General features: G+C 69.7%; 22 protein-coding genes. 14 read left to right on the plus strand and 8 right to left on the minus strand.

What is annotated here, in order from left to right:
- The first annotated feature begins 4 nt into the window (after positions 1–4).
- Genes RM1_RS01390 through RM1_RS01420 form a run of 7 tightly spaced genes read left to right on the plus strand, consistent with a single transcriptional unit; the run spans position 5 to position 7,325 of the window.
- The gene (locus tag RM1_RS01390) at positions 5–571 is read left to right on the plus strand and encodes a (2Fe-2S)-binding protein (protein ID WP_083576445.1); all 567 of its coding nucleotides are present in this window, start codon (positions 5–7) and stop codon (positions 569–571) included.
- Positions 568–2,985, plus strand: a complete 2,418-nt coding sequence (locus RM1_RS01395) for an aerobic carbon-monoxide dehydrogenase large subunit (protein WP_072749636.1) — start codon at positions 568–570, stop codon at positions 2,983–2,985. The genes RM1_RS01390 and RM1_RS01395 overlap by 4 nt, the downstream gene beginning before the upstream one ends.
- Before the next feature lie 51 nt (positions 2,986–3,036).
- Positions 3,037–3,933, plus strand: coding sequence for an XdhC family protein (locus RM1_RS01400; protein WP_072749637.1), 897 nt, complete (start codon positions 3,037–3,039; stop codon positions 3,931–3,933).
- Positions 3,930–4,514 (plus strand): nucleotidyltransferase family protein, encoded by a 585-nt coding sequence (locus RM1_RS01405; RefSeq protein ID WP_072749638.1) that lies wholly within the window; start codon positions 3,930–3,932, stop codon positions 4,512–4,514. Before RM1_RS01400 ends, RM1_RS01405 begins: the two co-directional genes overlap by 4 nt.
- A gap of 3 nt (positions 4,515–4,517) precedes the next feature.
- Positions 4,518–5,432, plus strand: a complete 915-nt coding sequence (locus tag RM1_RS01410; protein WP_072749639.1) for an AAA family ATPase — start codon at positions 4,518–4,520, stop codon at positions 5,430–5,432.
- Between the two features lie 13 nt (positions 5,433–5,445).
- Entirely contained in the window at positions 5,446–6,111 is a 666-nt protein-coding gene (locus RM1_RS01415; RefSeq protein ID WP_072749640.1) for an SRPBCC family protein, read from the plus strand.
- Positions 6,112–6,113: 2 nt separating this feature from the next.
- Complete coding sequence (locus tag RM1_RS01420; RefSeq protein WP_072749641.1) at positions 6,114–7,325, plus strand: vWA domain-containing protein; 1,212 nt, start codon at positions 6,114–6,116, stop codon at positions 7,323–7,325.
- 9 nt (positions 7,326–7,334) lie between these two features.
- On the opposite strand, the gene RM1_RS01425 is transcribed toward RM1_RS01420, so the two are convergent.
- The 5 genes from RM1_RS01425 to RM1_RS01445 form a co-directional block, all read right to left on the minus strand.
- Positions 7,335–8,471 carry an Mrp/NBP35 family ATP-binding protein gene (locus tag RM1_RS01425; protein WP_072749642.1) on the minus strand — a complete coding sequence of 379 codons (1,137 nt, stop codon included), beginning with the start codon at positions 8,469–8,471 and terminating at the stop codon, positions 7,335–7,337.
- Between the two features lie 24 nt (positions 8,472–8,495).
- Positions 8,496–9,335, minus strand: a complete 840-nt coding sequence (locus RM1_RS01430; RefSeq protein WP_072749643.1) for a lytic transglycosylase domain-containing protein — start codon at positions 9,333–9,335, stop codon at positions 8,496–8,498.
- Between the two features lie 245 nt (positions 9,336–9,580).
- Complete coding sequence (locus tag RM1_RS01435; RefSeq protein ID WP_072749644.1) at positions 9,581–10,645, minus strand: lytic transglycosylase domain-containing protein; 1,065 nt, start codon at positions 10,643–10,645, stop codon at positions 9,581–9,583.
- A gap of 85 nt (positions 10,646–10,730) precedes the next feature.
- Positions 10,731–11,261, minus strand: coding sequence for a DUF1003 domain-containing protein (locus RM1_RS01440; protein ID WP_072749645.1), 531 nt, complete (start codon positions 11,259–11,261; stop codon positions 10,731–10,733).
- Positions 11,254–12,525 (minus strand): magnesium transporter MgtE N-terminal domain-containing protein, encoded by a 1,272-nt coding sequence (locus tag RM1_RS01445; RefSeq protein ID WP_072749646.1) that lies wholly within the window; start codon positions 12,523–12,525, stop codon positions 11,254–11,256. The genes RM1_RS01440 and RM1_RS01445 overlap by 8 nt, the downstream gene beginning before the upstream one ends.
- Before the next feature lie 32 nt (positions 12,526–12,557).
- Here RM1_RS01445 and RM1_RS01450 point away from each other — a divergent pair, with 32 nt between their 5' ends.
- Positions 12,558–13,514: an HpcH/HpaI aldolase/citrate lyase family protein gene (locus tag RM1_RS01450; RefSeq protein ID WP_072749647.1), complete on the plus strand. Its 957-nt coding sequence runs from the start codon at positions 12,558–12,560 to the stop codon at positions 13,512–13,514.
- 61 nt (positions 13,515–13,575) lie between these two features.
- Positions 13,576–14,070, plus strand: coding sequence for a YflT domain-containing protein (locus RM1_RS01455; protein WP_072749648.1), 495 nt, complete (start codon positions 13,576–13,578; stop codon positions 14,068–14,070).
- A 24-nt stretch (positions 14,071–14,094) separates the two neighbouring features.
- On the opposite strand, the gene bla is transcribed toward RM1_RS01455, so the two are convergent.
- Positions 14,095–15,051, minus strand: coding sequence for a class A beta-lactamase (gene bla, locus RM1_RS01460; protein ID WP_072749649.1), 957 nt, complete (start codon positions 15,049–15,051; stop codon positions 14,095–14,097).
- 148 nt (positions 15,052–15,199) lie between these two features.
- Between bla and RM1_RS01465 the strand changes: the two genes are divergently transcribed.
- From RM1_RS01465 to RM1_RS01475, 3 genes are all read left to right on the plus strand, one after another.
- A complete protein-coding gene (locus RM1_RS01465) occupies positions 15,200–16,093 on the plus strand; it encodes a LysR family transcriptional regulator (RefSeq protein ID WP_072749650.1) in 894 nt (297 codons plus the stop codon).
- Positions 16,090–17,001: a serine hydrolase gene (locus RM1_RS01470; RefSeq protein ID WP_072749651.1), complete on the plus strand. Its 912-nt coding sequence runs from the start codon at positions 16,090–16,092 to the stop codon at positions 16,999–17,001. The genes RM1_RS01465 and RM1_RS01470 overlap by 4 nt, the downstream gene beginning before the upstream one ends.
- A gap of 81 nt (positions 17,002–17,082) precedes the next feature.
- On the plus strand, positions 17,083–18,210 hold the full coding sequence (locus RM1_RS01475; RefSeq protein WP_072749652.1) for a winged helix DNA-binding domain-containing protein: 1,128 nt from the start codon (positions 17,083–17,085) through the stop codon (positions 18,208–18,210).
- Here RM1_RS01475 and RM1_RS01480 read toward each other — a convergent pair.
- Positions 18,194–18,817 carry a hypothetical protein gene (locus RM1_RS01480; protein ID WP_072749653.1) on the minus strand — a complete coding sequence of 208 codons (624 nt, stop codon included), beginning with the start codon at positions 18,815–18,817 and terminating at the stop codon, positions 18,194–18,196. The two genes, RM1_RS01475 and RM1_RS01480, sit on opposite strands and share 17 nt — an antisense overlap.
- 67 nt (positions 18,818–18,884) lie before the next feature.
- Here RM1_RS01480 and RM1_RS01485 point away from each other — a divergent pair, with 67 nt between their 5' ends.
- On the plus strand, positions 18,885–20,306 hold the full coding sequence (locus RM1_RS01485) for a cellulase family glycosylhydrolase (RefSeq protein ID WP_072749654.1): 1,422 nt from the start codon (positions 18,885–18,887) through the stop codon (positions 20,304–20,306).
- A 36-nt stretch (positions 20,307–20,342) separates the two neighbouring features.
- Complete coding sequence (locus RM1_RS01490; RefSeq protein WP_174562888.1) at positions 20,343–20,930, plus strand: suppressor of fused domain protein; 588 nt, start codon at positions 20,343–20,345, stop codon at positions 20,928–20,930.
- On the opposite strand, the gene corA is transcribed toward RM1_RS01490, so the two are convergent.
- The coding region (corA, locus tag RM1_RS01495; RefSeq protein ID WP_174562889.1) for a magnesium/cobalt transporter CorA at positions 20,931–21,901 on the minus strand (971 nt) is incomplete at its 5' end.

Here is a 21,901-nt window from a genome sequence, read left to right on the forward strand (position 1 = left end):
AGACATGCAGGTGACGATGACCGTCAACGGCAGCGAGGTCACGGAGGACGTCGAGCCCCGAATGCTCCTTGTGCACTTCCTGCGAGATCAGCTGGGACTGACCGGAACCCATTGGGGCTGCGACACCAGCAACTGCGGCACCTGCGTGGTGCTGGTGGACGGCGAGCCGGTGAAGTCCTGCACGATGTTGGCCGCGATGGCCGCCGGGCACGAGGTGCGGACCGTCGAGGGCCTCGAACGGGACGGCGAGCTCGACCCGGTCCAGCAGGGCTTCATGGAATGTCACGGCCTGCAGTGCGGCTTCTGCACCCCCGGCATGATGATGACCGCCAGGGCCCTGCTCGACAGCACCCCGCACCCGGACGAGCAGGCCATTCGCGAGGCGATCTCCGGGCAGATCTGCCGGTGTACCGGGTACACCACGATCGTCCGCTCCGTGCAGTGGGCCGCGGCGCACGAGGAGGGCGCGGCCCGCGAACCGGAACCGGAGCGCGGCACCGGTCCCACCGCGGCGCAGCCCGAGGCGAGCTCACAGCCGCGCGTCACCGAGCACGTCGGAGGTGCATCATGACCACCGTCGAACATCCACCGACCGGACCACTGACGGACGAGTCGGACAACGAACACTTCGACAACAACAAAAAGCCGGTCGGGTACGGGCGGATGCTCCGCAAGGAGGATCCCCGCTTCATCCGCGGTCGCGGGAACTATGTCGACGACATCGTGCTCCCCGGCATGCTGCACATGGCCATCCTGCGATCACCCGTCGCGCACGCACGCATCGTCGGCGTGGACACGACGGCGGCGCAGGCCCACCCGAAGGTGAAGGCGGTCATCACCGGCGCCGACCTGGCCGAGCAGGGCCTGGCCTGGATGCCGACCCTCTCCAACGACGTGCAGGCGGTCCTCGCCACCGACAAGGTGCGTTTCCAGGGGCAAGAGGTGGCGTGTGTCATCGCCGAGGACCGGTACTCGGCTCGTGACGCGCTCGAGCTGATCGAGGTCGAATACGACATCCTCGATCCGGTGATCGACGCTCGCAAGGCGCTCGCTCCCGATGCCCCGGTGATCCGCACGGACCTCGAAGGCAAGTCCGACAACCACGTCTTCGACTGGGAGGCGGGCGATTCGAAGGCGACCGAGGAGGCCTTCGCCAGGGCGGAGGTGATCACCACCCAGGAGATCGTCTACCCGAGGGTGCACCCGGCTCCGATGGAAACCTGTGGTGCCGTAGCGGATTACGACGCGGTCAACGGCAAACTGACGCTCTGGTCCACCTCCCAGGCACCGCATGCCCACCGGACCCTGTACGCACTGGTGGCGGGGCTGCCCGAGCACAAGATCCGGGTCGTCTCGCCTGACATCGGTGGTGGGTTCGGCAACAAGGTGCCGATCTACCCCGGATACGTGTGCGCCATCGTCGCCTCGCTGGTGACGGGGAAGCCGGTCAAATGGATGGAGGACCGCAGCGAGAACCTGATGAGCACGGGGTTCGCGCGGGACTACATCATGCAGGGCGAGATCGCCGCCACCCGGGACGGCAAGATCCTCGCGATCCGGACGAACGTGCTCGCCGACCACGGCGCGTTCAACGGCACCGCGGCTCCTGTGAAGTACCCGGCCGGGTTCTTCGGGGTGTTCACCGGTAGCTACGACCTCGAGGCGGCCTACTGCAAGATGACCGCGGTCTACACAGACAAGGCTCCTGGCGGGGTGGCGTATGCCTGCTCGTTCCGGATCACCGAGGCGGTGTACCTCGTCGAGCGACTGGTCGATTGCCTCGCCTACGACCTCGACATGGATCCGGCCGAGCTGCGGCTGAAGAACCTCCTCAAGCCGGAGCAGTTCCCCTACACCTCGAAGACCGGCTGGGTCTACGACTCGGGCGACTACGAGGTGACCATGCGCAAGGCCATGGACATGATCGGCTATGCCGACCTGCGCCGAGAGCAGGCCGAGAAGCGTGAGCGGGGCGAGCTGATGGGCATCGGCATGTCCTTCTTCACGGAGGCGGTCGGCGCCGGGCCCCGCAAGCACATGGACATCCTCGGGCTCGGCATGGCGGACGGTTGCGAGCTGCGGGTGCACCCCACCGGCAAGGCCGTGGTGCGGCTGTCGGTGCAGACCCAGGGCCAGGGGCACGAGACGACCTTCGCGCAGATCGTCGCCGAGGAGCTCGGCATCCCGCCGGACGACATCGAGGTGGTGCACGGCGACACCGACAACACCCCGTTCGGCCTCGGCACCTACGGCAGCCGGTCGACGCCGGTGTCGGGGGCGGCCGCGGCGCTTGTCGCGCGGAAGGTGCGGGACAAGGCGAAGATCATCGCGTCGGGGATGCTCGAGGTGTCGGTGGCCGATCTCGAATGGGAGAAGGGCTCCTTCCACGTGAAGGGCGATCCGACGACGGCGGTGACGATCCAGGACATCGCGATGCGCTCGTACGGTGCAGGCGACCTGCCCGAGGGGCTCGAGGGCGGGCTCGAGGCCCAGATCTGTTACAACCCAGAGAATCTCACCTACCCGTACGGATCGTATTTCTGCGTCGTCGACATCGATCCCGGCACCGCCGAGGTGAAGGTGCGCAGATTCCTCGCGGTCGACGACTGCGGTACCCGGATCAACCCGATGATCATCGAGGGACAGGTGCACGGTGGCATCACCGACGGGATCGGGATGGCGCTGATGGAGATCATGGCCTTCGACGAGGACGGGAACTGCCTTGGCGGCTCGCTGATGGACTACCTGATCCCGACCGCGCTCGAGGTGCCCCACCTCGAGACCGGTTTCACGGTGACGCCCTCGCCGCACCATCCGATCGGCGCCAAGGGCGTCGGTGAGTCGGCAACCGTTGGTTCGCCGCCCGCCGTCGTGAACGCCGTGGTCGACGCGCTTAAGCCGTTCGGCGTGCGGCACGCCGACATGCCGCTGACACCCTCGCGGGTGTGGGAGGCGATGCAGGGCAGAGCGGCGCCACCGATCTAGCCCGCGGCAGGAGACCGGGCAGGACCCAGCACAGCGCAGGAGGGTGCGGGCATGGAGACGAACGCGCGGATCGCCGAGCTGATCGACCGCAGGCAACCGTTCGTGCACGCGACCGTGGTTCGCGCCGAGCCGCCGACCTCCGCGCGCACGGGCGACGAGGCGATCGTGTTGCCGGACGGCTCCATCGAGGGGTTCGTCGGCGGCCAGTGCGCCGAGAGTTCGGTGCGCAAGGCCGCGCTCGACGCGCTGCGGTCCGAGGAGAGCGTGCTGCTGCGGGTGCTGCCGGACGGCCAGGCGCAGTTCCCCGAGGCGCCGGGGGCGACGGTCGTCGTCAACCCGTGCCTGTCCGGTGGTGCACTGGAGATCTTTCTCGCGCCGCGACTGCCCGCCGCGCGGCTCTACCTGATGGGGACAAACCCCGCCGCGGATGCGGTCGCCGACCTGGCGCGGATGCTGGGGTTCCAGATCGAGCGGGTCGAGGAGGGCGGCGGGCCCGACGGCGCGGTGGCGGCGGTGATCGTCGGTCTCGGGGGGAACGAGTCGGAGTCCATCCGGGCCGCGCTCGACGCGGGTGTGGGATACATCGGGCTGGTCGCCAGCAGGATCCGCGGCGCGAGCGTGCTGGCGCAGCTCGAACTCGACGAGGCGGAGCGGGCCAGGATCCACACCCCGGCCGGGTTGCCCATCGGCGCGCGCACCCCTGCCGAGATCGCGTTGTCGATCCTCGCGCAGATCGTGCATGGCATCCGGCTCGGGGGACTGGCCGGCCGAAGCCCGGCACTGGACGCCGCGCTCGCCGCCGCAGCACGGGACACGGTCACCGATCCGATCTGCGGCATGGCGGTGACGGTCCGCGAAGGCACCCCTCGGGTCGAACTCGGCGGGCAGACGTACTGGTTCTGCAGCACGGGGTGCCGAGACCGGTTCGAGAGCGAGCGGTCCCCGTGACGGTCACCGGCATCGTCCTCGCGGCCGGGGGATCGACCCGCCTCGGCCGGCCGAAGCAGCTGTTGGAATACCGGGGCGCCCCGCTGCTGACCGCGGTGCTGCGGGTCGCGCGCCGGTGCGACTTCGACGAGGTACTGGTGGCCCTCGGCGGCGGCGCCGCCGAGGTGGAGGCCGCCGTCGACCTGTCCGGGGTACAGGTCGTGCACAACCCCGACTTCGGTTCGGGCTGCGCGTCGACGATCTCGCGCGCGCTGGACGAGGTGGACCCGCACGCGCGGGGCGTCGTCCTGATGCTCGGCGACCAACCAGGGGTCGGATCGGCGACGATCGCGGCGCTGCTGGACGCGGCGACGCCGGACGCGAGCGCGGTCTGCCGGTACCGGGATGGACGCGGGCACCCGCTCTGGTTCGGCAGGAGCATGTTCCCCGAGCTGCGCACGCTGCACGGCGACAAGGGGGTGTGGAAACTGCTCGAATCGGGCCGGATCCCGGTGCTGGAGGTGCCGATCGATGCCGAGATCCCTCTCGACGTCGACACCTGGGACGACTACGTGGCGCTGCGGGCACAGGATTCTCGGTGAGCCATGGACCAGCACGGGTTCGCCGATCTCGCCGATGTCGTCGGGCGATTCGACGCGCAGGACTACCTGCTGGACGAGGGCACGGCGTCGGCGATCTACCTGGCACTGGCACTCGGGCGACCGCTGCTGCTCGAGGGCGAGCCGGGAGTGGGGAAGACGACCGCGGCCAAGGCGCTCGCGGCCGCCCTCGACACCACGCTGATCCGGCTTCAATGCTACGAGGGGCTCGGTGCCGGTGAGGCCCTGTACGACTGGAACTACCAGCGGCAGCTGCTCGCGATCCGGATGGCCGAGTCGCGCGCAGGCAGGCTGGACGAGTCGGATCTGTTCACCGAGGAGTTCCTGCTGCCGCGCCCGATCCTGCAGTGCGTGCGGCACCGGGGCGCCGGGGCCCCCGTCCTCCTGGTCGACGAGATCGACCGTGCCGATGACGAATTCGAGGCCCTGCTGCTCGAGTTCCTCGGTGAGTCGTCCGTGACGGTGCCGGAGCTGGGCACGTTCTCCGCTGAGCGTCCGCCCGTGGTGGTCCTCACCTCGAACCGCAGCCGCGACCTGCACGACGCGCTCCGCAGGCGCTGCCTCTACCACTGGATCGAGTATCCGAAACCCGAACGCGCGGTGGCGATCCTGCGGCGCACCGTGCCGGAGGCGAACACGGCCCTGATCAAGCAGGTCACCGAGTTCGTCGGCGATGCCCGCGGGCTCGACCTCGACAAGCCGCCTGGCCTGGCCGAGTCGATCGACTGGGTGTCGGCGCTCGCGGCACTGGGCGCGACCGAACTCGGCCGCGCCGAGGCGGTCACGAGCCTCGGTGCGATCGCCAAGACCCCGGACGACCGGGACTCGATCATCGCGCTGATCGACGACAACGAACGGGATCGGGCCACGCCGTGCTCGGCGCCCGATGCAACCACATGAGAGGCCAAGGGCGATGAAACTGGAGAATCAGTTCACGGTGAACGCGCCGATCGAGACGGCATGGGACACCCTGACCGATCTCGATGCGGTCGCGCCGCTGCTCCCGGGTGCGCAGCTGACGGGCCGCGACGGCGACGCGTACCTGGGCAAGATGAAGGTCAAGGTCGGCCCCGTGACGAGCGAGTTCTCCGGCCGGGCGGCGTTGACGGAAACCGACCGCGCGGCACACCGAGCCGTGATCGAGGCCAACGGACGGGATTCGCGGGGCGCAGGCAACGCCTCCGCCACCATCACCGCGCGCCTGGTCGAGGACGGCGCCGCGACGAGGGTGACCGTCGACACCGATATGCGGGTCGTCGGGAAGTTGGCGCAGTTCGGCAGCGGCGTCATCGCGCAGGTGTCGGAGAAGATGATGAACCAGTTCGCGGCCTCGCTCGAGGCCAAGCTGGCCGCGGGGGAGTCGGCGACCGAGCCGGAAACGGCTGTCCCCGCCGAGCAGGGTGCCCCGTCCGGAGCGCTCGTCGCGGCGCCCGAACCGGTCGAGGAACCCGAGCCGCTCGACCTGCTCGGGTTGGCCGGGCCTGCACTCGTGAGGCGGCTGCTCCCACTGGCGGCCGCGGTGCTGGCCGGTGTCGTGGCCGGGCTCGCGATCCGATTCCTGCGGCGACACGAGAGGTGACGATGGGCGATCCGGCACTGGCAAGGGGGATCGACCTGGCGGCCTTCTCCATCGCGCTGACGATGCGCCTGCGTGCCGCGCGGATCCCGGTGACCGAGGGCGGCGCGGCCGAATTCGCAAGGGCGTTGTCGTCCTTGCAGCCGACGTCGATGTCCCGCCTCTACTGGGCGGCGCGCCTGACGCTGGTGCGCAGGCAGGCCGATCTCGCCGGTTTCGACAGGGTGTTCATGGGCGTATTCGGTGCGTCGCTGTTGGCTAGGGATCCGAATGCGCGCCGCGCGCTTCGTGATTCGCTGCCGGATTCACACATCGCGGCGTTGTTCTCGAGCGCGGGCAGTGAATCGATGGAAGCGCAGGGGGTGGGACTGCCATGGGCGACGATGGAGGCGGTCCGGGTCACGCGCGACCGTGGCGATGAGGGGCCGAGCCTGGAACTGCGATTGCCTGGCCGGCTCGAGGCGGTGGAGGGCAGGCCGTTCGGACAGTTCAGGGAGGACGAGCTGCGGGCCCTGCGCAGCTGGCTGGACCGGGCGTCGGTCGACTGGCCGCAACGACGCACGAGGCGCAGTCGACGTCACCCGGCAGGCAGGCGGATCGCGCTGCGGGAGACGATCGCCCGGTCTCGGCGCACCGGCTGGGAGGCCCTGACGATCGTGCGCACCCGACCGGTGATCCGACCGAGGCGGATGGTCGTGCTCTGCGACGTGAGCCAGTCCATGCAGCCGTATGCCGACGCCTACCTACACCTGATGCGTGCCGCCGCGACCCGTGGCAACGCGGAGGTCTTCGCCTTCTCGACGCGGCTGACCAGGCTCACCGCCGTGCTGGCGCACCGATCCGCCGAGGCCGCCCTCGCGCATGCCAACGACAGGGTGGTCGACCGGTTCGGCGGCACTCACATCGGCGGCAGTGTGCGTGACCTGCTCGCGTCGCACCACGGCAATGCGTTGCGCGGGGCGGTGGTGCTCATCGCCTCGGACGGCTGGGACAGCGACAGCCCAGAGGCGCTGGGTGCCGCGATGGCCCGCCTGCACCGCAGGGCGTACCGCGTGATCTGGCTCAACCCCCGCGCGGGGGCAACGGGGTTCGAGCCGCTGGTCGGGGCGATGGCAGCGGCGCTGCCGTACTGCGACCGGTTCCTGGCGGCCGACACCCTGATCGCGGTGCGCGAGGCGCTGGAGGTGATCGGTACCGCCGCGTGGCAGGGCCGCTGAGCGCCGGACCTACAGGTGGCGCGTGGTGTCGATGCCGAGCGACATGCCCGCCAGGCCGCGCGAGCGGACCGACAGCTTCTCGGCGACCTCGCGCAGCGCCGTGCCTGCCGGGGAGTCGGGCGCACTGAGCACGATCGGGACGCCCTCGTCGCCGCCCTCGCGGACGGCCTGCTCGAGCGGGATCTGCCCGAGCAGCGGGACCTTCGCACCGACGGCCTTGGTGAGCCGGTCGGACACGGCCTGACCGCCGCCGGAGCCGAACACCTCCATCCGGGTGCCGTCGGGCAGCTCCATCCAGGACATGTTCTCCACGACCCCGACGATGCGCTGGCGGGTCTGCAGCGCGATCGCGCCCGCGCGTTCGGCCACCTCGGCCGCCGCCTGCTGCGGGGTGGTGACCACCAGGATCTCGGCGCCGGGGATCAGCTGGGCGACGGAGATCGCCACGTCGCCGGTGCCGGGCGGCAGGTCGAGCAGCAGCACGTCCAGGTCGCCCCAGAACACGTCCGCCAGGAACTGCTGGAGCGCGCGGTGCAGCATCGGCCCGCGCCAGACGACGGGGGTGTTGCCCTGGGTGAACTGCGCGATCGAGATGAGCTTCACGTCGTGCGACTGCGGCGGCATGATCATCCGCTCGACCTGCGTCGGCTTGGCATCGGTGCCGAGCATGCGGGGGACGGAGTGACCGTAGATGTCCGCGTCGAGGACACCGACCGAGAGGCCGCGGGCGGCCATGGCGGCCGCGAGATTGACTGTGACGCTGGACTTTCCGACACCACCCTTGCCGGATGCCACGGCGTACACGCGGGTCAGCGAGCCGGGCTGGGCGAACGGGATGACCGGCTCGGCCGAGTCGCCGCGCAGAGACTTGCGCAGCTCGGTGCGCTGCTCGTCGTTCATCACGTCGAGCTCGACGCGGATGGCGCCGATGCCGGAGACGTCGGCGACCGCCTTGGTGACCCGATCGGTGATCTCGGTCCGCATGGGGCAGCCCGCGGTCGTCAGGTAGATCTCGATGTCGACGCTGGCGTCGTCGGACAGCGCGACGCTCTTGACCATCCCCAGCTCGGTGATGGGTTTGCGGATCTCCGGATCGAGCACCCGGGACAGCGCGCTACGAACGTCGGACTCGGTCACTACTGGCATGCCCTAATCCTAGGTGGCCTGGACTCAGTGGATACGCGGCAGGGCGTCCGCGGTGGGGGTGATGCCGGTCGAGTAGGCCAGCGCCCATGCGGTCACGTTGGCCACGTACGCCATCGAGTTGTTGTAACGGTGGATCGCCATGGTGGCCGAGCCGATGTCGCGCATGTTGGTCCCGCGGTCGCACAGGTACTTGGCGGTCGCGGCGGCGGAGTCGAAGAGGTTCTGCGGATCGATCTTGCCGTCGCCGTTGCCGTCGGCGCCGAACTGCGCCCAGGTGGTCGGGATGAACTGGGTGGGGCCGACCGCACGGTCGTAGACGGTGTCGCCGTCGAGGGCGCCGCCGTCGGTGTCCATGATGACGGCCTGTCCCGGCAGGCTGCCGTTGAGGGGCAGGCCGATGACCGGCTCGAACACGTCGCCGTTGTCGTGGGCCTTGCCGCCGTTGGCGTGGTGCGACTCGACCATGCCGATGCCCGCGATCTGCATCCAGGTGATGCCGCAGCCGGGCAGGTCCTTGGCGAGCAGCTTCTCGGCGGCCTGGTAGGCGGCGAAGTTGACGCCGGGGATGCCGAGCGGCCCCTCGGGCAGGGGGGCGGGCGCGGGCGCCGGTGCGGGCTCGGGGGCGGGCGCGAGGGCAGGCGCGACCTCGGGGGCGGGCGTGGCCACGGCGATGGGTTCGGCCTCCGGCTGCGGGGCGGCGGGAACGTCGGCGATCGGAGCGGACTCGGCCGCGACCGTGAACGGGAGCGAGGGGGAGGCGCTCGCGGTGGTTCCGACGACCAGCCCGGCGGGGACCAGCCCGGCGAGCGCCACGACGGAGTTGCGGCGAAGGTTCGAGTCCTTCTTCTTGCTGTGGCGACCCACGGTGATCCTCCTGCGTCCCGGTCGGGGGCACTGATTCGTTATCGACCGGAGACGAGGCTACCCGAATTCGAGATTGTTCCGTTACTCAACCGTGATTTGCGTTGTCGAAACTCGAGGATATTTGCAGGTCAAAAGGAGAAATTCAATAATTTCAGTTAGGTCACGCCGAGGCGGGTCGGGGTCGCCGATGATGACCGTTTCGAGACCTTCGGAGCGGGTCGGGTGCCGGGGTTCCTGCCGCGCGCTCAGGGCGCGGGCGGGGGAACCGGTGCCGCGGGCGCGGCGGGCGCCGGCGCGGGCGGCGGGCAGAAGATCAGGCACGGCAGCTCGGGCAGGCCGGGGATCAACGGCGCGGGCGCCGGTGCGGCAGGCGCGGCAGGCGCCGCGGGCGCGGCCGCATCGACCGCGCGACCGCCGTCGACCTCGCGGCTCGGCTCGGGTGGCGAGGCCGACTCCGGCCGGACGTCCGGGATCGACCCGGGCGCGGGCGTCCCGCCGCCCGCGTACGCCGCGGACCAGGCCAGCACGTTGGCCGCGTAGGCCATCGAATTGTTGTAGCGCAGGACCGCCCTGACCTCCTGGGCGCTGTCGCGCAGGTTCAGCCCACCCGAGCAGAGGTACCGGGCGGCCGCGAGCGAGGCGTCGAAGACGTTGTTCGGGTCGGCGGCGCCATCGCCGTTCCCGTCGGCGGCATACCGCGCCCAGGTGCTGGGGATGAACTGCATGGGCCCGACCGCGCGATCGTGCTTCTTGTCGCCGTCCAGGGCGCCGCCGTCGGTGTCGGTGATGACCTGGTTGCCCGCGAGGTGCCCGTTCAGCACCGGCCCCAGGATCGGGGTCACCGTGGTGCCGGCCGCGTCGGTTCGGCCGCCACCGGCGTGCCCGGACTCGATCCGGCCGATCCCGGCCAGGAGATGCCAGGTCACCCCGCAGCCCGGTGCCTCGGTGGCCATCGTCGACTCGGCCATCCGGTAGGCGCCGAGCACCAGTTCGGGGATGCCGAGTTCGCTCACCGTCACCGCTGCGGGCATCGGCGACAGGCGGGGGGCCAGCGCGGGCGGGAGTTCGAACCGGACCGGCGGGGGCGGGGTGTAGGCGTGCGGCGCGCGGACGGGGCGGGGCGCGGCCGGCAGCACCCCTACGGTGCCCGCGGGATCGGGCGCGTCGGGGGTGGCGACCGCGACCCCGGCCAGGGCGGGTGCGGCGGTGCCGAACGGTCCGAAGCCGAGCGCGGCGCCGACGACGGTGGCCGCGGCCCCGACCGCGACGAAGGTCGCCGTCGACCCGGCAGCAAGACCCCTGATCTGCATGCGCCCACCCTTTGCGATGCCCGACCCACGAAATGTGACCCAGATTACATTCCGGAAACGCGGGTCGTGCCCCTTTCGGGTGCTGCTACCGCCGCGGTGGCCTCGGCTCCTCCTCGTCCTGGGGGGTCAGCAGGGACTTGATCTCCTCGAGCTCGCGGCGCAGGTAGTCCCTGGTGGCCACCTCGCCGACCGCCAGGCGCAGTGCGGCGAGCTCGCGGGCCAGGAACTCGGTGTCGGCCTTGGTCTGCTCCGCCCGGGCCCTGTCCTCCCCGAGCGAGACGCGGTCCCGGTTCTCCTGCCGGTTCTGCGCCAGCAGGATCAGCGGCGCCGCGTACGCGGCCTGGGTGGAGAACGCCAGGTTGAGCAGGATGAACGGGTACGGATCCCACCGCAGCCGGACCGCGAACACATTGAGGACGATCCAGACGACCACGACGATGGTCTGGATGGCCAGGTACCGCCCTGTGCCCAGGAACCGCGCGAACCGCTCGCCGACCCGGCCGACGGCTTCGACGTCGATCTGGAAGTTGAACAGGCGTGAACCGCGCGGTGTGTCGAGTCGTTGGCGTGCGCTCAGCGCCGTCGACTTGTCGGTCGCTGTCCGCTTCTCACTCATCGGCCACTTCCTGTTCGCGCCAGTCCTCCGGGAGCAGGTGATCGAGCACGTCGTCGACGGTGACGGCGCCGAGCAGGTGCTCCTCGTCGTCGACGACCGGGCCGCACACCAGGTTGTATCTCGCGAAGTAGCGGGTCACCGCCGTCAGCGATTCGTCTGGGTCGAGCCTGGTCAGGTCGGTGTCCAGCACCCCGCCGACCAGGGTCGCTGGCGGCTCCCGCAGCAGCTGCTGCAGGTGCACGCAGCCGAGATATCGACCGGTCGGGGTCGAGATCGGCGGCCGGACCACGAACACGAGGCTGGCCAGCGCGGGCGTCAGATCCGGATTCCGGACCCGGGCCAGCGCCTCGGCGACGGTGGTGGCGGGCGTGAGGATCACCGGTTCGGGCGTCATCAGGCCGCCCGCGGTGTCGGGGGAGTGCTCGAGCAGTCGTCGGACGGGCTCGGAGTCCTCTGGATCCATCAGCTGCAGCAGCGACTCGGCCTCCGCGTCGGGCAGCTCGCCAAGGAGGTCGGCGGCGTCGTCCGGGTCCATCGCCTCGAGCACGTCGGCCGCCCGCTCCACCTCGAGGTGGGTGAGCAGGTCGGTCTGATCGTCGGACGGCAACTCCTGCAGCACATCCGCGAGCCGCTCGTCGTCGAGCGCGACCGCGACCTCGTGACGGCGTTTGTCGGGCAGCTCCCGGATGGCGTTGGCGACGTCGGCGGGGCGCATGCCCTCGAACTGTTCCAACAGCTGCGACACGCCCTGTCCCGGCAGGGCCAGCTGGGATTGCGTCAGGCCCTGCACGTGCTGCCAGTCGACGATCTGCATCGCGGTGCGGCGGGCCAGCCGGCCCCGGGGCTTTCGTACCGCGACCCGGGAGACCACCCAGTCCCGCGTCCTGGTCAGCTCGATGCCCAGGTCCGCGACCAGGACCTCCATGCCTGCCAGGTCATCGTGTTCGGGGTCGTCGACGCGCACCCGGCTGTCGAGCACCTGGGCCAGCGCCAGCACCTCGCCCGGCTTCTGGGTGAACCGGCGCAGGCTCACGTTGCCGGTCAGCGTCACCGAGCCGGGCTCGATGGCGGTCACCCGTAGCATCGGGATGAATATCCTTCGCCGGGTGAGCAATTCGACGACCAGGCCGAGGACCCGGGGGCGTTGTCGACCGATCCGGATGGTGATGACGACGTCGCGGACGCGGCCGATCGATTCACCGTCGGGTCCGAGCACCACCAGGCCGGCGAGCCTGGCTACGAAGACCTTGCTCACTGCTGCCATGATGGCCAGGCTAATTCACACTGGAGGTCCACATGCAGGTCGCGCGCCCGCGCCGGTCGATTCTTGCCGTTCCCGGCAGCAGCAGGAAGATGATCGACAAGGCCAAGGGATTGCCCGCCGACGAGATCTTCCTCGATCTCGAGGACGCCGTCGCGCCGATCGCCAAGGCGCAGGCAAGGGCCGAGATCGTCGATGCACTGAACTCCGACGGATGGGGTGAGCAGATCCGGGTCGTCCGGGTCAACGACTGGACCACCGAGTGGACCCACGCCGATGTCATCGAGGTGGTCTCCGGCGCAGGCGCCCGGATCGACGCGATCCTGTTGCCGAAGGTGACCGACGCGAGTCATGTGCAGGCGCTCGACCTGCTGCTCACCCAGGTCGAGCGGGCCAACGGGCTCGAGGTGGGCCGGATCGGCATCGAGGCGCAGATCGAGAACGCGATCGGCCTGACCAACATCAACGCCATCGCGACCGCGAGCCCGCGGGTGCAGACGCTGGTCTTCGGCCCGGCGGACTTCATGGCGAGCATCAACATGCGCACCCTTGTCGTCGGCGAGCAGCCGGAGGGGTACGAGCCGGGCGACGCCTACCACCACATCCTGATGACGATCCTGATGGCGGCGCGGGCGCACGGGCTCGAGGCGATCGACGGACCGTACCTGCAGATCCGCGACGTCGAGGCCTTCCGGCGCGCGGCCGGACGGACCGCGGCGCTCGGTTTCGACGGCAAGTGGGTGCTCCATCCCGGCCAGATCGACGCGGCCAACGAGGTTTTCAGCCCACGTCAGGCCGACTACGACCACGCCGAGATGATCCTCGACGCGTACGAGTTCCACACCTCGGCGGCGGGCGGTGCACGCGGTGCCGCCATGCTCGGTGACGAGATGATCGACGAGGCGAGCGCCAAGATGGCGCTGGTCGTCGCGGGCAAGGGGCGCGCGGCCGGCATGGTGCGGACCACGCGGTTCGACCCGAACTCTCAGTAAGATGGACATCGACGAGAGTGCAGTTCTCACGAGCTGAATCACCGATGAGGGAGCACAGACGATGACCAATCCGCTGGCACAGCCGAATCCGACCGGGCGCGGCGGGGCGCTGCCGACCCCTCCCACCGGGTGGCCGATCGGCTCGTACCCGACCTATGCCGAGGCGCAGCGCGCCGTCGACCACCTGTCGGATCAGGCCTTCCCGGTCGAGGACGTCACCATCGTCGGTGTCGACCTGATGCAGGTCGAGCGCGTTCTCGGACGCCTCACCTGGGCGAAAGTGATTGGCGGCGGAATTGTTTCGGGCGCGTGGCTTGGTGTGTTCCTCGGCCTGCTGCTCGGACTGTTCACCGACAGCTTCCTCGGTCCGCTGGTCGCGGGCATCATCGGCGGCATCATCTTCGGGTTGATCTCCACCACCATCCCGTACGCCGCAACGCGCGGACAGCGTGATTTCGCGTCCACCATGCAGCTGGTGGCGGGCCGCTACGACGTGCTGTGCGAGCCCAAGACCGCCGAGCGGGCGCGGGACCTGCTGGCCAAGCTGGCCATCTGATCGTTTCGGTCCCGCGCCGACCGCTCACGCCGCGGACAGGGCCTCGACGACCGCGGCGGCCGTGTCCGCCACGGCCTGGTTGTTCCCCTGCGCGTCTGCCTGATTCGTCAGACTGTCGGTGAGGATGGCGAGGACCAGGGGATTGCCGTCCGGGTCCCACACGACGCCCGCGTCGTTGACGGTCCCGAAGCTGCCCGCGCCGGACTTGGTGGCAGCGGTCCACCCCGGCCGCAGCTCGGCACGAATCCGCTTGTCCGACGTCTTGCTCGCCCGCATCCAGTCGCCGAGTTGTGCACGTTCCGCCGATCCGAGCGCGTCCCCGACGATCAGGGCCCGGTATCCCTCCGCAAGGCCGTTCGGTGTCGAGGTGTCCCGCGGGTCGCCTCGGAGCGCGGTGTTCAGTTCGGGCTCCCACCGATCGAGTCGAGTGCTCTCGTCACCGATGTCGCGGGCGAGCGCGGTGACGGCAGGCGGCCCGCCGATCTCCTCGAGCAGGTAGTTGCCCGCCGTGTTGTCGCTCCTCGTCAATGCCGCTTCGGCGAGCTGTCGCAGCGTCATCGCCGTGCCGGCAGCTGCTTCGGTCACGGGCGAGTTCTCGACCAGATCGCCTGGGTCGACCATGACCGGCTCCTCGAGCGACGAGGCGCCGGTGACCGTTCGGCGGAGAACCTCGGCCGCCGCGTATGTCTTGAACGTCGAGCACAGTGCGAACCGTTCCTCGCCCCGATGCCGGTAGGTTCGGCCCGACGCGGGATCGATCGCGGTGACCCCGATTCGCGTGGAGTATCGGGCCTCCAACGCGTCGAGGGTCGCGTCGAGCGACTGGAGGTCCGGTGCCGGGGCCACTGATGTGACGGGCGCGGGGTGATCCGCGGCGGCCGTGCACGCACCGAGCAGCAGGGGAAGTGTGAGTGCGAGAGCGAAGGCGCCGCGACGGCGGGCGGCGTGCCCCGGTTTCGGCTGAACTCGAAGTCTGGTCATGAACCCCAATGTCGTGACCGACCGCGACCGGCGCAAAGACGGACGCGACGTCGCCGCCAGTCGAAATTACTATGCCCCCAGCTCGTGGATGCCTTTTGTGTCGGGCAACTCGTCACGGGCGGCTGACGACCCCGGATCGGCTGGTTCAATGGCGGCCATGGATCTGCTCCGCCATCTGAGCTTCTTTGTCGCCGTTGCGGAGGAGGGGCATTTCGGGAATGCCGCGTCGCGATTGGGTATGACGCAACCACCGTTGTCGCAGGGGATGAGGCGTCTCGAGCAGAGGCTGGGCACCGATCTGGTCCATCGCGGTGCCCGCGGCGTCGTCCTCACGGAAGCTGGACGTCAATTACTGCCTCGGGCACGGCTTCTCGTCTCCGATGCCGCCCGATTCGAGGACGAGGCCCAGCGCATCGCAGGCGGCCACGACCGGACGGTGAGGTGGGGTGTCACCCCGTCGCTCGGTGACGAGGTGGTGGTGCGGTGTGTCCGCGCGCTCCGAGGAGTCGACGGGGACCGGCCGACGAGGATCGTCACAACCACGGCCACCACAACCGAACTCGTGGAGAGCGTGCGGGCCGGGAGTCTGGATGTCGCGGTGGTCGAACACCCGGCCCTGCTCACCGGCCTCGACAGCGGGCCTGTCCTGAAGCTCCGGCGCTGGGTTGTGGTGCCGGAGGACCACCCCGTCGGCACCGCGAAGAAGGCGCAGGTCCGGATGCTCCGGGGGCTGGCATTGAGCACGGGTCCACGGTCGGACAATCCCCCCGCCCATGATCTGTTCGTCGACATGTGGAAGGCGCGAGGGGTCGATCCGGAGGTGATCGTCTCGACCGGTACCCGGGAGCTTCTGACCCATGTCGCGGCCGGTGGGTGTTTCGGGGTGACGACGACGGCTCCGACCGCGATGCCGGGTGTGAGGTGGGTTGACCTGGTTCGTGAGGACGTCGCGCTTCGGCTCCGGATCGTCTGGCGGTCGGGTGCCGAGTTCTCGTCGGCGGCCAGGGAACTGGATCGGGTGCTCCTCAAGGCGGGGCGATGAGGACCGCCGCCGAGAAGCGGATCCGCGACGTGTTCGCCGACGCCGGTTGTACCGGCTGGCTGCACGCCCGTCGTGTCGGAGAACAGCGAGTCGACGACGGTGACGCCGTCTCGGTCGAGGCCGACGATCTCGTCGTGACGGCATCGGTCTACAAGCTTCCCCTGTTGGTCGCGTTGTGCAGGGAGTTCGATACGGGCGCCCTCTCGCCAACGGCGACGGTGCGCGTCAACCCCGCGGACTGCACGCCGGGGCCGACGGGGGTGTCGATCTTCCGGGACCCCGTGGTCATGAGTTGGCGTGATCTCGCGCTGTCGATGATGACCGTGTCCGACAACGCCGCGGCGGACCTCATCCTCGGCAGCGTTGGCCTCGATGGGATCGATCGGGTCCTCACCGAACTCGGACTGAGCCGCACGCGGATCATCGGCGGCACAGCGGATGTCCACCGGGCCCTGCTCGTGGAGTCGCACGCGCACACGACGAGAGAAGCGTTCGATGCGCTGGCCGACAACGACGAGGCGTGGGCGGCCTCGGCTTACGATCCGGCGTTCGCGAGTGCGACCACCCCCCGGGAGATGACGTCGCTCCTCGACGCGATCTGGACGGGCAGGGCGGTGTCCGCGGCTCAGACCGAGTTCATCAGGGAGGTCATGGCCGGGCAGATCTGGCCGCACCGGATCCGCTCCGGATTTCCCTATGCAGGTGTCACCGTCGCGGGCAAGACCGGGACGATCGGGGCGATCCGCAACGAGGTGGCGGTGGTGGGCTTCCCTGGCGAGACCCCCGTTGCCGTAGCTGTTTTCACACGGGCGGCGCGTGCCGATCCGGTCCTGCCCGTTGTCGATCAGGCAATCGGACGGGCCGCTCACATCGCGGTGACCGAACTCCGTTCCGGCCGTATCGAGTGAGAGCGCAGTGCACCGGATTTCGTGGTGTGGTGTCCTACCCTTGGTGCGGCGATGGAAGTCCTTCGGCGGTAGGGGAGTGCGATGTCAGCGGGGACAGAGGTCAGGCGTGAACGATTGTCCCGCAGGGCACTGAGCCGCGCGACGCTGGAACGCCAGCACCTGCTGCGCCGCACCGGCGACAACGCGCTCGCGGTGATCGGGCACCTGTACGGCCTGCAGGCGCAGGCGCCGATGGCGCCCTACTTCGCGTTGTGGGCCCGGCTCAAGGGATTTCGGCCTACCGACCTGTCATCGTTGATCGAGAACCGAGATGTCGTCCGGATCGTGGTGATGCGCGGCACCGTGCACGCGGTCACCGCGGCCGATGCCCTGGCGCTGCGACCGTGGGTACAGCCGATCATGGATGCCGACATGCGGACGAACACCCTGCACAAGAACGGCCTCGTCGGGATGGACCTCGCGGCGCTGGCGGACTGGAGTCGGGCGACGCTCGAGCACACCCCGCTGAGCATGGCCGATCTGCGACCGTTGCTGGCCGAGCGTTGGCCGGACCGCGACCCGGTGGCCCTCGCGCATGGGGTCCGGAACCTGCTCCCACTCGTGCAGATCCCCCCGAGGGGGATCTGGGGCAGGTCCGGTCAGCCGGTCTGCACCACCCTGGAGCGGTGGACGGACGCGCCGCTGTCCGACCCGGTGCCGGACGAGATGATCCTTCGCTACCTGGCGGCGTACGGCCCGGCATCGGCGGCGGACGCCCAGGCCTGGTCCGGCCTGACCAGGCTGGGCGAGGTGTTCGACCGACTCCGCCCGAGGTTGCGGGTGTTCGTCGACGAGGACGGCGCCGAACTGTTCGATCTGCCCGACGCCCCGCGGCCGGACCCGGCTGGCAGCCTGCCGGCACGGATCCTGGCGCCGTACGACAGTGTCCTGCTCGGCCACGCCAACCGGAGTCGGGTGCTCGCGGACGAGCACCGCAAGGTGGTTTTCACCGCGAACGGGATCATCAAGCCGACGGTCATGGTCGGTGGCCAGGTCGCCGGATTCGTCACGGTCACCGCCAAGAAGCGTTCCGCGGCCGTCGAGATCGCGACATTCGCACCGCTCGCGAAGGGCGCAACGTCGGCGCTCGAGGCCGAGGCGCAGCGGTTGCTGAAGTTCGCGCACCCCGACGCCGACGACAACGACGTCCGGTTCACGGCTGTGCGGTGACCGTCTCCGCGATCGACGACTCGTTCTCTGCGGGAAGGTCATTGCCCGATTCCGGGGCCGCCGCATCCCTCGAGATCCGCCGCGCGAGCGCGTTGGCCGCGCCGACGAACAGCCCGACGATCGCGCCCCAGAGCACCGACACGAGCGCCCCGCCGACGAGCGAGGCCAGGTAGGCGCCTGGACCTTCCTGCAGCACGAAACTCAGGTACACCGTGCGGATCAGGTTCCCGGCGAGGACGCCGATCACGGTGGCGCCGAGGCCAGCCGAGAAGGCGCGCCCGACGCCGCCGCCGGGGTGCCTGCGCGCGGAATTCACCAGCCGCATCCAGACGACGGCGAGCATCACGAGCGCGGCGGCGCAATCGACGAGCCAGTTGGTGATGGTCGTCTCGCCGAGCGGGAACAGTCGCAGCGCCGGGATGCCGAACGGCAGCCCGATCGCACTCGGGACGAGCAGTTCCGGGAGCCGGGTGAGTACGGCGCCGGTGATCGACCAGACCCCGAACAGGACCGAGATCACGGCGAGCGCCGCGACGGCAGGCCACGGGACGCGGAAATCGGCATCGACCTGCGGATTCACCGAATCGGCAGCGCTGGCGTCAGACATGCCGCAACATTAACGGGATCAAATGGACCAAGCGTCCAGAATCATGCAGAAAGTTGAGTGTGAGTCCGTGCGGCGAATCAGAGTGGTGTCCCTCGTTGCGGCAGGCGCGCTCGTCCTCGCCGGTGGTGTCGGCGCGGTGCTCCGGTCCGACCCGGCGCCGGCCGAGTCGTACCTCACCGACGACCAGGGGCGCTCGCTGGTGCTGCGTGGATTCAACACGGCGTCCAGCGCGAAGAGCACCCCCGACGGCATGCCCGACTTCACCGAGGCCGACCTCGAGCGGGAACACGCCGACATGGGTACGAACTTCGTCCGGTTCCTGATCTCGTGGCGCTCGGTCGAGCCGGAACCCGGTGTCCACAGCCAGGAGTACCTGGACCGGGTGGAGGAACGCATCGGCTGGTACGCGGACCGCGGCTATCACGTCATGCTCGACATGCACCAGGACCTGTGGTCGGGCGCGATCACCCCGGACGGCAAGACCGGCAACGGCGCCCCCGCATGGGCCACCTACATGGACGGGTTGCCGGTCGGATCGCACGACATGTGGGAGCAGTACTACCTCGACCCCGGCGTGATCCGGGCCTTCGACAACTTCTGGGACACCACGGGGGCGCACCCCGAACTCTCCGAGCACTATGCGAACGCATGGCGGGCGGTGGCCGAGCGATTCGCCGACCATCCCGCGGTCGTCGCGTACGACCTGATGAACGAGCCGTACGGCGGCACCCTGCAGGGCCCCGTCTTCGAGGCCGGGCCGCTCACGGCGCTCTACCAGAAGTCGACCGACGCGATCCGCACCGTGGACCAGGACACCTGGGTCTGCGTGGCACCGCAGGCGATGGGCACTAACTGGGGCACCCCGAGCGGCCTCGGCGCGATCACCGACAACCGCGAGGGCGACCAGCGGATCGCCTACTGCCCCCACATCTATCCGCTGCCGATGGATCTCGGCGGGGGCTACGAGGGCACCTCCCGCGACCTGGTCGACGCGACGGTCGCCTCGTGGCGCGGCAACACCCTGCGCACGGCGGCGGCCCTCGGCGACGCCCCGATCATCCTCGGGGAGTTCGGGCTCGACACCACGCTCCCCGGTGCGCTCGACTACGTGGACCGGATCTACGCCACGGCCGCGGAGATCGGTGCGGGCGTGAGCTACTGGTCGCGCGACCCGGGACCATGGGGGCCGTACGGCGAGGACGGCACCGCCAGGAACCTCGTCACCGCGCTCGACACGCCGTATCCGCGTGCGGTCGCCGGGACGCCGATCACCTGGGCGGCATCCGGGGACCGGCTCGAGCTGACCTTCCGGCCCGACCGCGATGTCTCGGCACCGACCGAGATCTACCTGCCGCGCAGCGGCTTCCCCGCAGGCGTCACGGTCGACGGCGGCGAGGTACTGACCTGGGATCAGCAATCCCGGCTGCTCACCCTCCGGCCGCCGCAGTCGGGCGAGGACGTCACCGTGACGCTCACCCCTGCGCCCTGATCGGAGAGCATCGGCAATGGGGTGTTAGATGAACGGGTGAGTGACAGCGTCATCGCCTCCGTCCGTGCGCACCTCGCCGATCGGATCGGTGGGCCTGCGCCCTCCGCCGCGTCCGTGACCTTCCTCGGGCTCGAACCGCTGGAGGTCCTCCGCTTTCCCGCCGACTCCGACGATCTGGTCCGGTATGTCTCGCTCGGCTGTTCCCGGCATCCGATGGGTGATCCCGCCGAGGCCGTGGCGGACCCGGTGCGTGGGCCACGTGCGGAGCTGATGCTGACCCTGCGCGGCGGTGTCGGAGTCGCCTCCGGGGTGCACAAGACGCTGGCCGTGCTGGCCGCGGCGCCCGCGGTGGAGGGCGTGGTCCTCACGGTCGACGGGCTGCTCGACGTGGGTGAGCCGCTGTGGAAGGGCGCGCCGTTCACCGCGGTGCTGCTGGGGGAGAGCGACGTCGAGGACCTCGAGCTGCCCGAGCCCGCCGATCCGGTGCGTTTCCTCGCCGCGGTGCCGATCACCGGCACCGAGGCCGCCTGGGTGCGGCTTCGCGGTGCGGGGGCCCTGCGCGAGGCGTGGGCGGAGGCCGGGATCGACGTGCGCGACCCGGCGCGCGGGGCAGCCTCGCTCTAGTCAGAGCCAGTTGTTGCGGCGGAACGTGACGAACAGGCCGGTGCACACGATGGCGATCAACCCGACCACCCCGTAGTAGCCATAGGTCCAGCGCAGCTCCGGCATGTGGTCGAAGTTCATCCCGTAGATGCCCGCGACCATGGTCGGGACCGCGGCGATCGCGACCCAGGCCGAGATCTTGCGCATGTCGGTGTTCTGCTGCACGGCGACCTTGGCCAGGGCAGCCTCGACGAGGGTGCTGAGCACCTCGTCGAACTCGGCGATGCGCTCGGCGACGACGGTGTGGTGGTCCTGCACGTCGCGTAGATAGCGCCTGACCTCCTTCGGCACACCGGTTGCGGTGTCCTGACTCAGCCGCTGCAGTGGACTGGCCAGCGGGTTCACCGACTTGCGCAGCTCGACGATCTCCCTCTTGAGCAGGTAGATCTGCTCGATCGCGACCCGGGTGCGGGGGCTGAAGACCTCCTCCTCCATGAGATCGACGTCCTTCTCGACGGATTCGGTGACCGCGAGGTAGTGATCCACCACATGGTCGGCGATCGCGTGCAGCACGGCGGACGGCCCCAGCGCGAGCCGGGTGGGATTCGCCTCCATCAGCGCCCGCACGCCTGCCAGGCCGGAATGCTCGCCGTGCCGGACGGTGACCACGAAGTCGGTGCCGAGGAAGATCATGATCTCGCCGGTCTCGACCACCTCGTTGGCCGTGGTGATCGACTCGTGCTCAACGTAATTCACGGTCCTCAGCACCAGGAAGAGGACATCGTCGTACAGCTCGAGCTTGGGTCGCTGGTGGGCGTGCACTGCGTCCTCGACCGTCAGCTCGTGTAAGCCGAAAACCTCTGCGACACTGCCCATCTGATACTCGTCGGGGGCATGCAATCCCACCCAGGCGAAGCCCTTCCCGCGGGCGCGGACCTCGGCGAGGGCTGCGGAGTGGGTGAACTTGCCCGGCAGTCGCTCGCCGTCGATGT

It is taken from the genome of Rhodococcus maanshanensis NBRC 100610, from assembly GCF_001894865.1.
Classification (GTDB): Bacteria; Actinomycetota; Actinomycetes; order Mycobacteriales; family Mycobacteriaceae; genus Rhodococcus_G; species Rhodococcus_G maanshanensis.

Excerpts from the sequence above, each read along its gene's own strand:
- RM1_RS01455 (WP_072749648.1), top strand. The coding sequence starts at position 13,576 with ATGACCAATCCGCTGGCACAGCCGAATCCGACCGGGCGCGGCGGGGCG.
- RM1_RS01400 (WP_072749637.1), top strand. The coding sequence starts at position 3,037 with ATGGAGACGAACGCGCGGATCGCCGAGCTGATCGACCGCAGGCAACCG.
- RM1_RS01425 (WP_072749642.1), bottom strand. The coding sequence starts at position 8,471 with ATGCCAGTAGTGACCGAGTCCGACGTTCGTAGCGCGCTGTCCCGGGTG.
- RM1_RS01465 (WP_072749650.1), top strand. The coding sequence starts at position 15,200 with ATGGCGGCCATGGATCTGCTCCGCCATCTGAGCTTCTTTGTCGCCGTT.
- RM1_RS01395 (WP_072749636.1), top strand. The coding sequence starts at position 568 with ATGACCACCGTCGAACATCCACCGACCGGACCACTGACGGACGAGTCG.
- RM1_RS01435 (WP_072749644.1), bottom strand. The coding sequence starts at position 10,645 with ATGCAGATCAGGGGTCTTGCTGCCGGGTCGACGGCGACCTTCGTCGCG.
- bla (WP_072749649.1), bottom strand. The coding sequence starts at position 15,051 with ATGACCAGACTTCGAGTTCAGCCGAAACCGGGGCACGCCGCCCGCCGT.
- RM1_RS01470 (WP_072749651.1), top strand. The coding sequence starts at position 16,090 with ATGAGGACCGCCGCCGAGAAGCGGATCCGCGACGTGTTCGCCGACGCC.
- RM1_RS01450 (WP_072749647.1), top strand. The coding sequence starts at position 12,558 with ATGCAGGTCGCGCGCCCGCGCCGGTCGATTCTTGCCGTTCCCGGCAGC.
- RM1_RS01445 (WP_072749646.1), bottom strand. The coding sequence starts at position 12,525 with ATGGCAGCAGTGAGCAAGGTCTTCGTAGCCAGGCTCGCCGGCCTGGTG.
- RM1_RS01410 (WP_072749639.1), top strand. The coding sequence starts at position 4,518 with ATGGACCAGCACGGGTTCGCCGATCTCGCCGATGTCGTCGGGCGATTC.
- RM1_RS01390 (WP_083576445.1), top strand. The coding sequence starts at position 5 with ATGCAGGTGACGATGACCGTCAACGGCAGCGAGGTCACGGAGGACGTC.
- RM1_RS01440 (WP_072749645.1), bottom strand. The coding sequence starts at position 11,261 with ATGAGTGAGAAGCGGACAGCGACCGACAAGTCGACGGCGCTGAGCGCA.
- RM1_RS01475 (WP_072749652.1), top strand. The coding sequence starts at position 17,083 with ATGTCAGCGGGGACAGAGGTCAGGCGTGAACGATTGTCCCGCAGGGCA.
- RM1_RS01480 (WP_072749653.1), bottom strand. The coding sequence starts at position 18,817 with ATGTCTGACGCCAGCGCTGCCGATTCGGTGAATCCGCAGGTCGATGCC.
- RM1_RS01415 (WP_072749640.1), top strand. The coding sequence starts at position 5,446 with ATGAAACTGGAGAATCAGTTCACGGTGAACGCGCCGATCGAGACGGCA.
- RM1_RS01420 (WP_072749641.1), top strand. The coding sequence starts at position 6,114 with ATGGGCGATCCGGCACTGGCAAGGGGGATCGACCTGGCGGCCTTCTCC.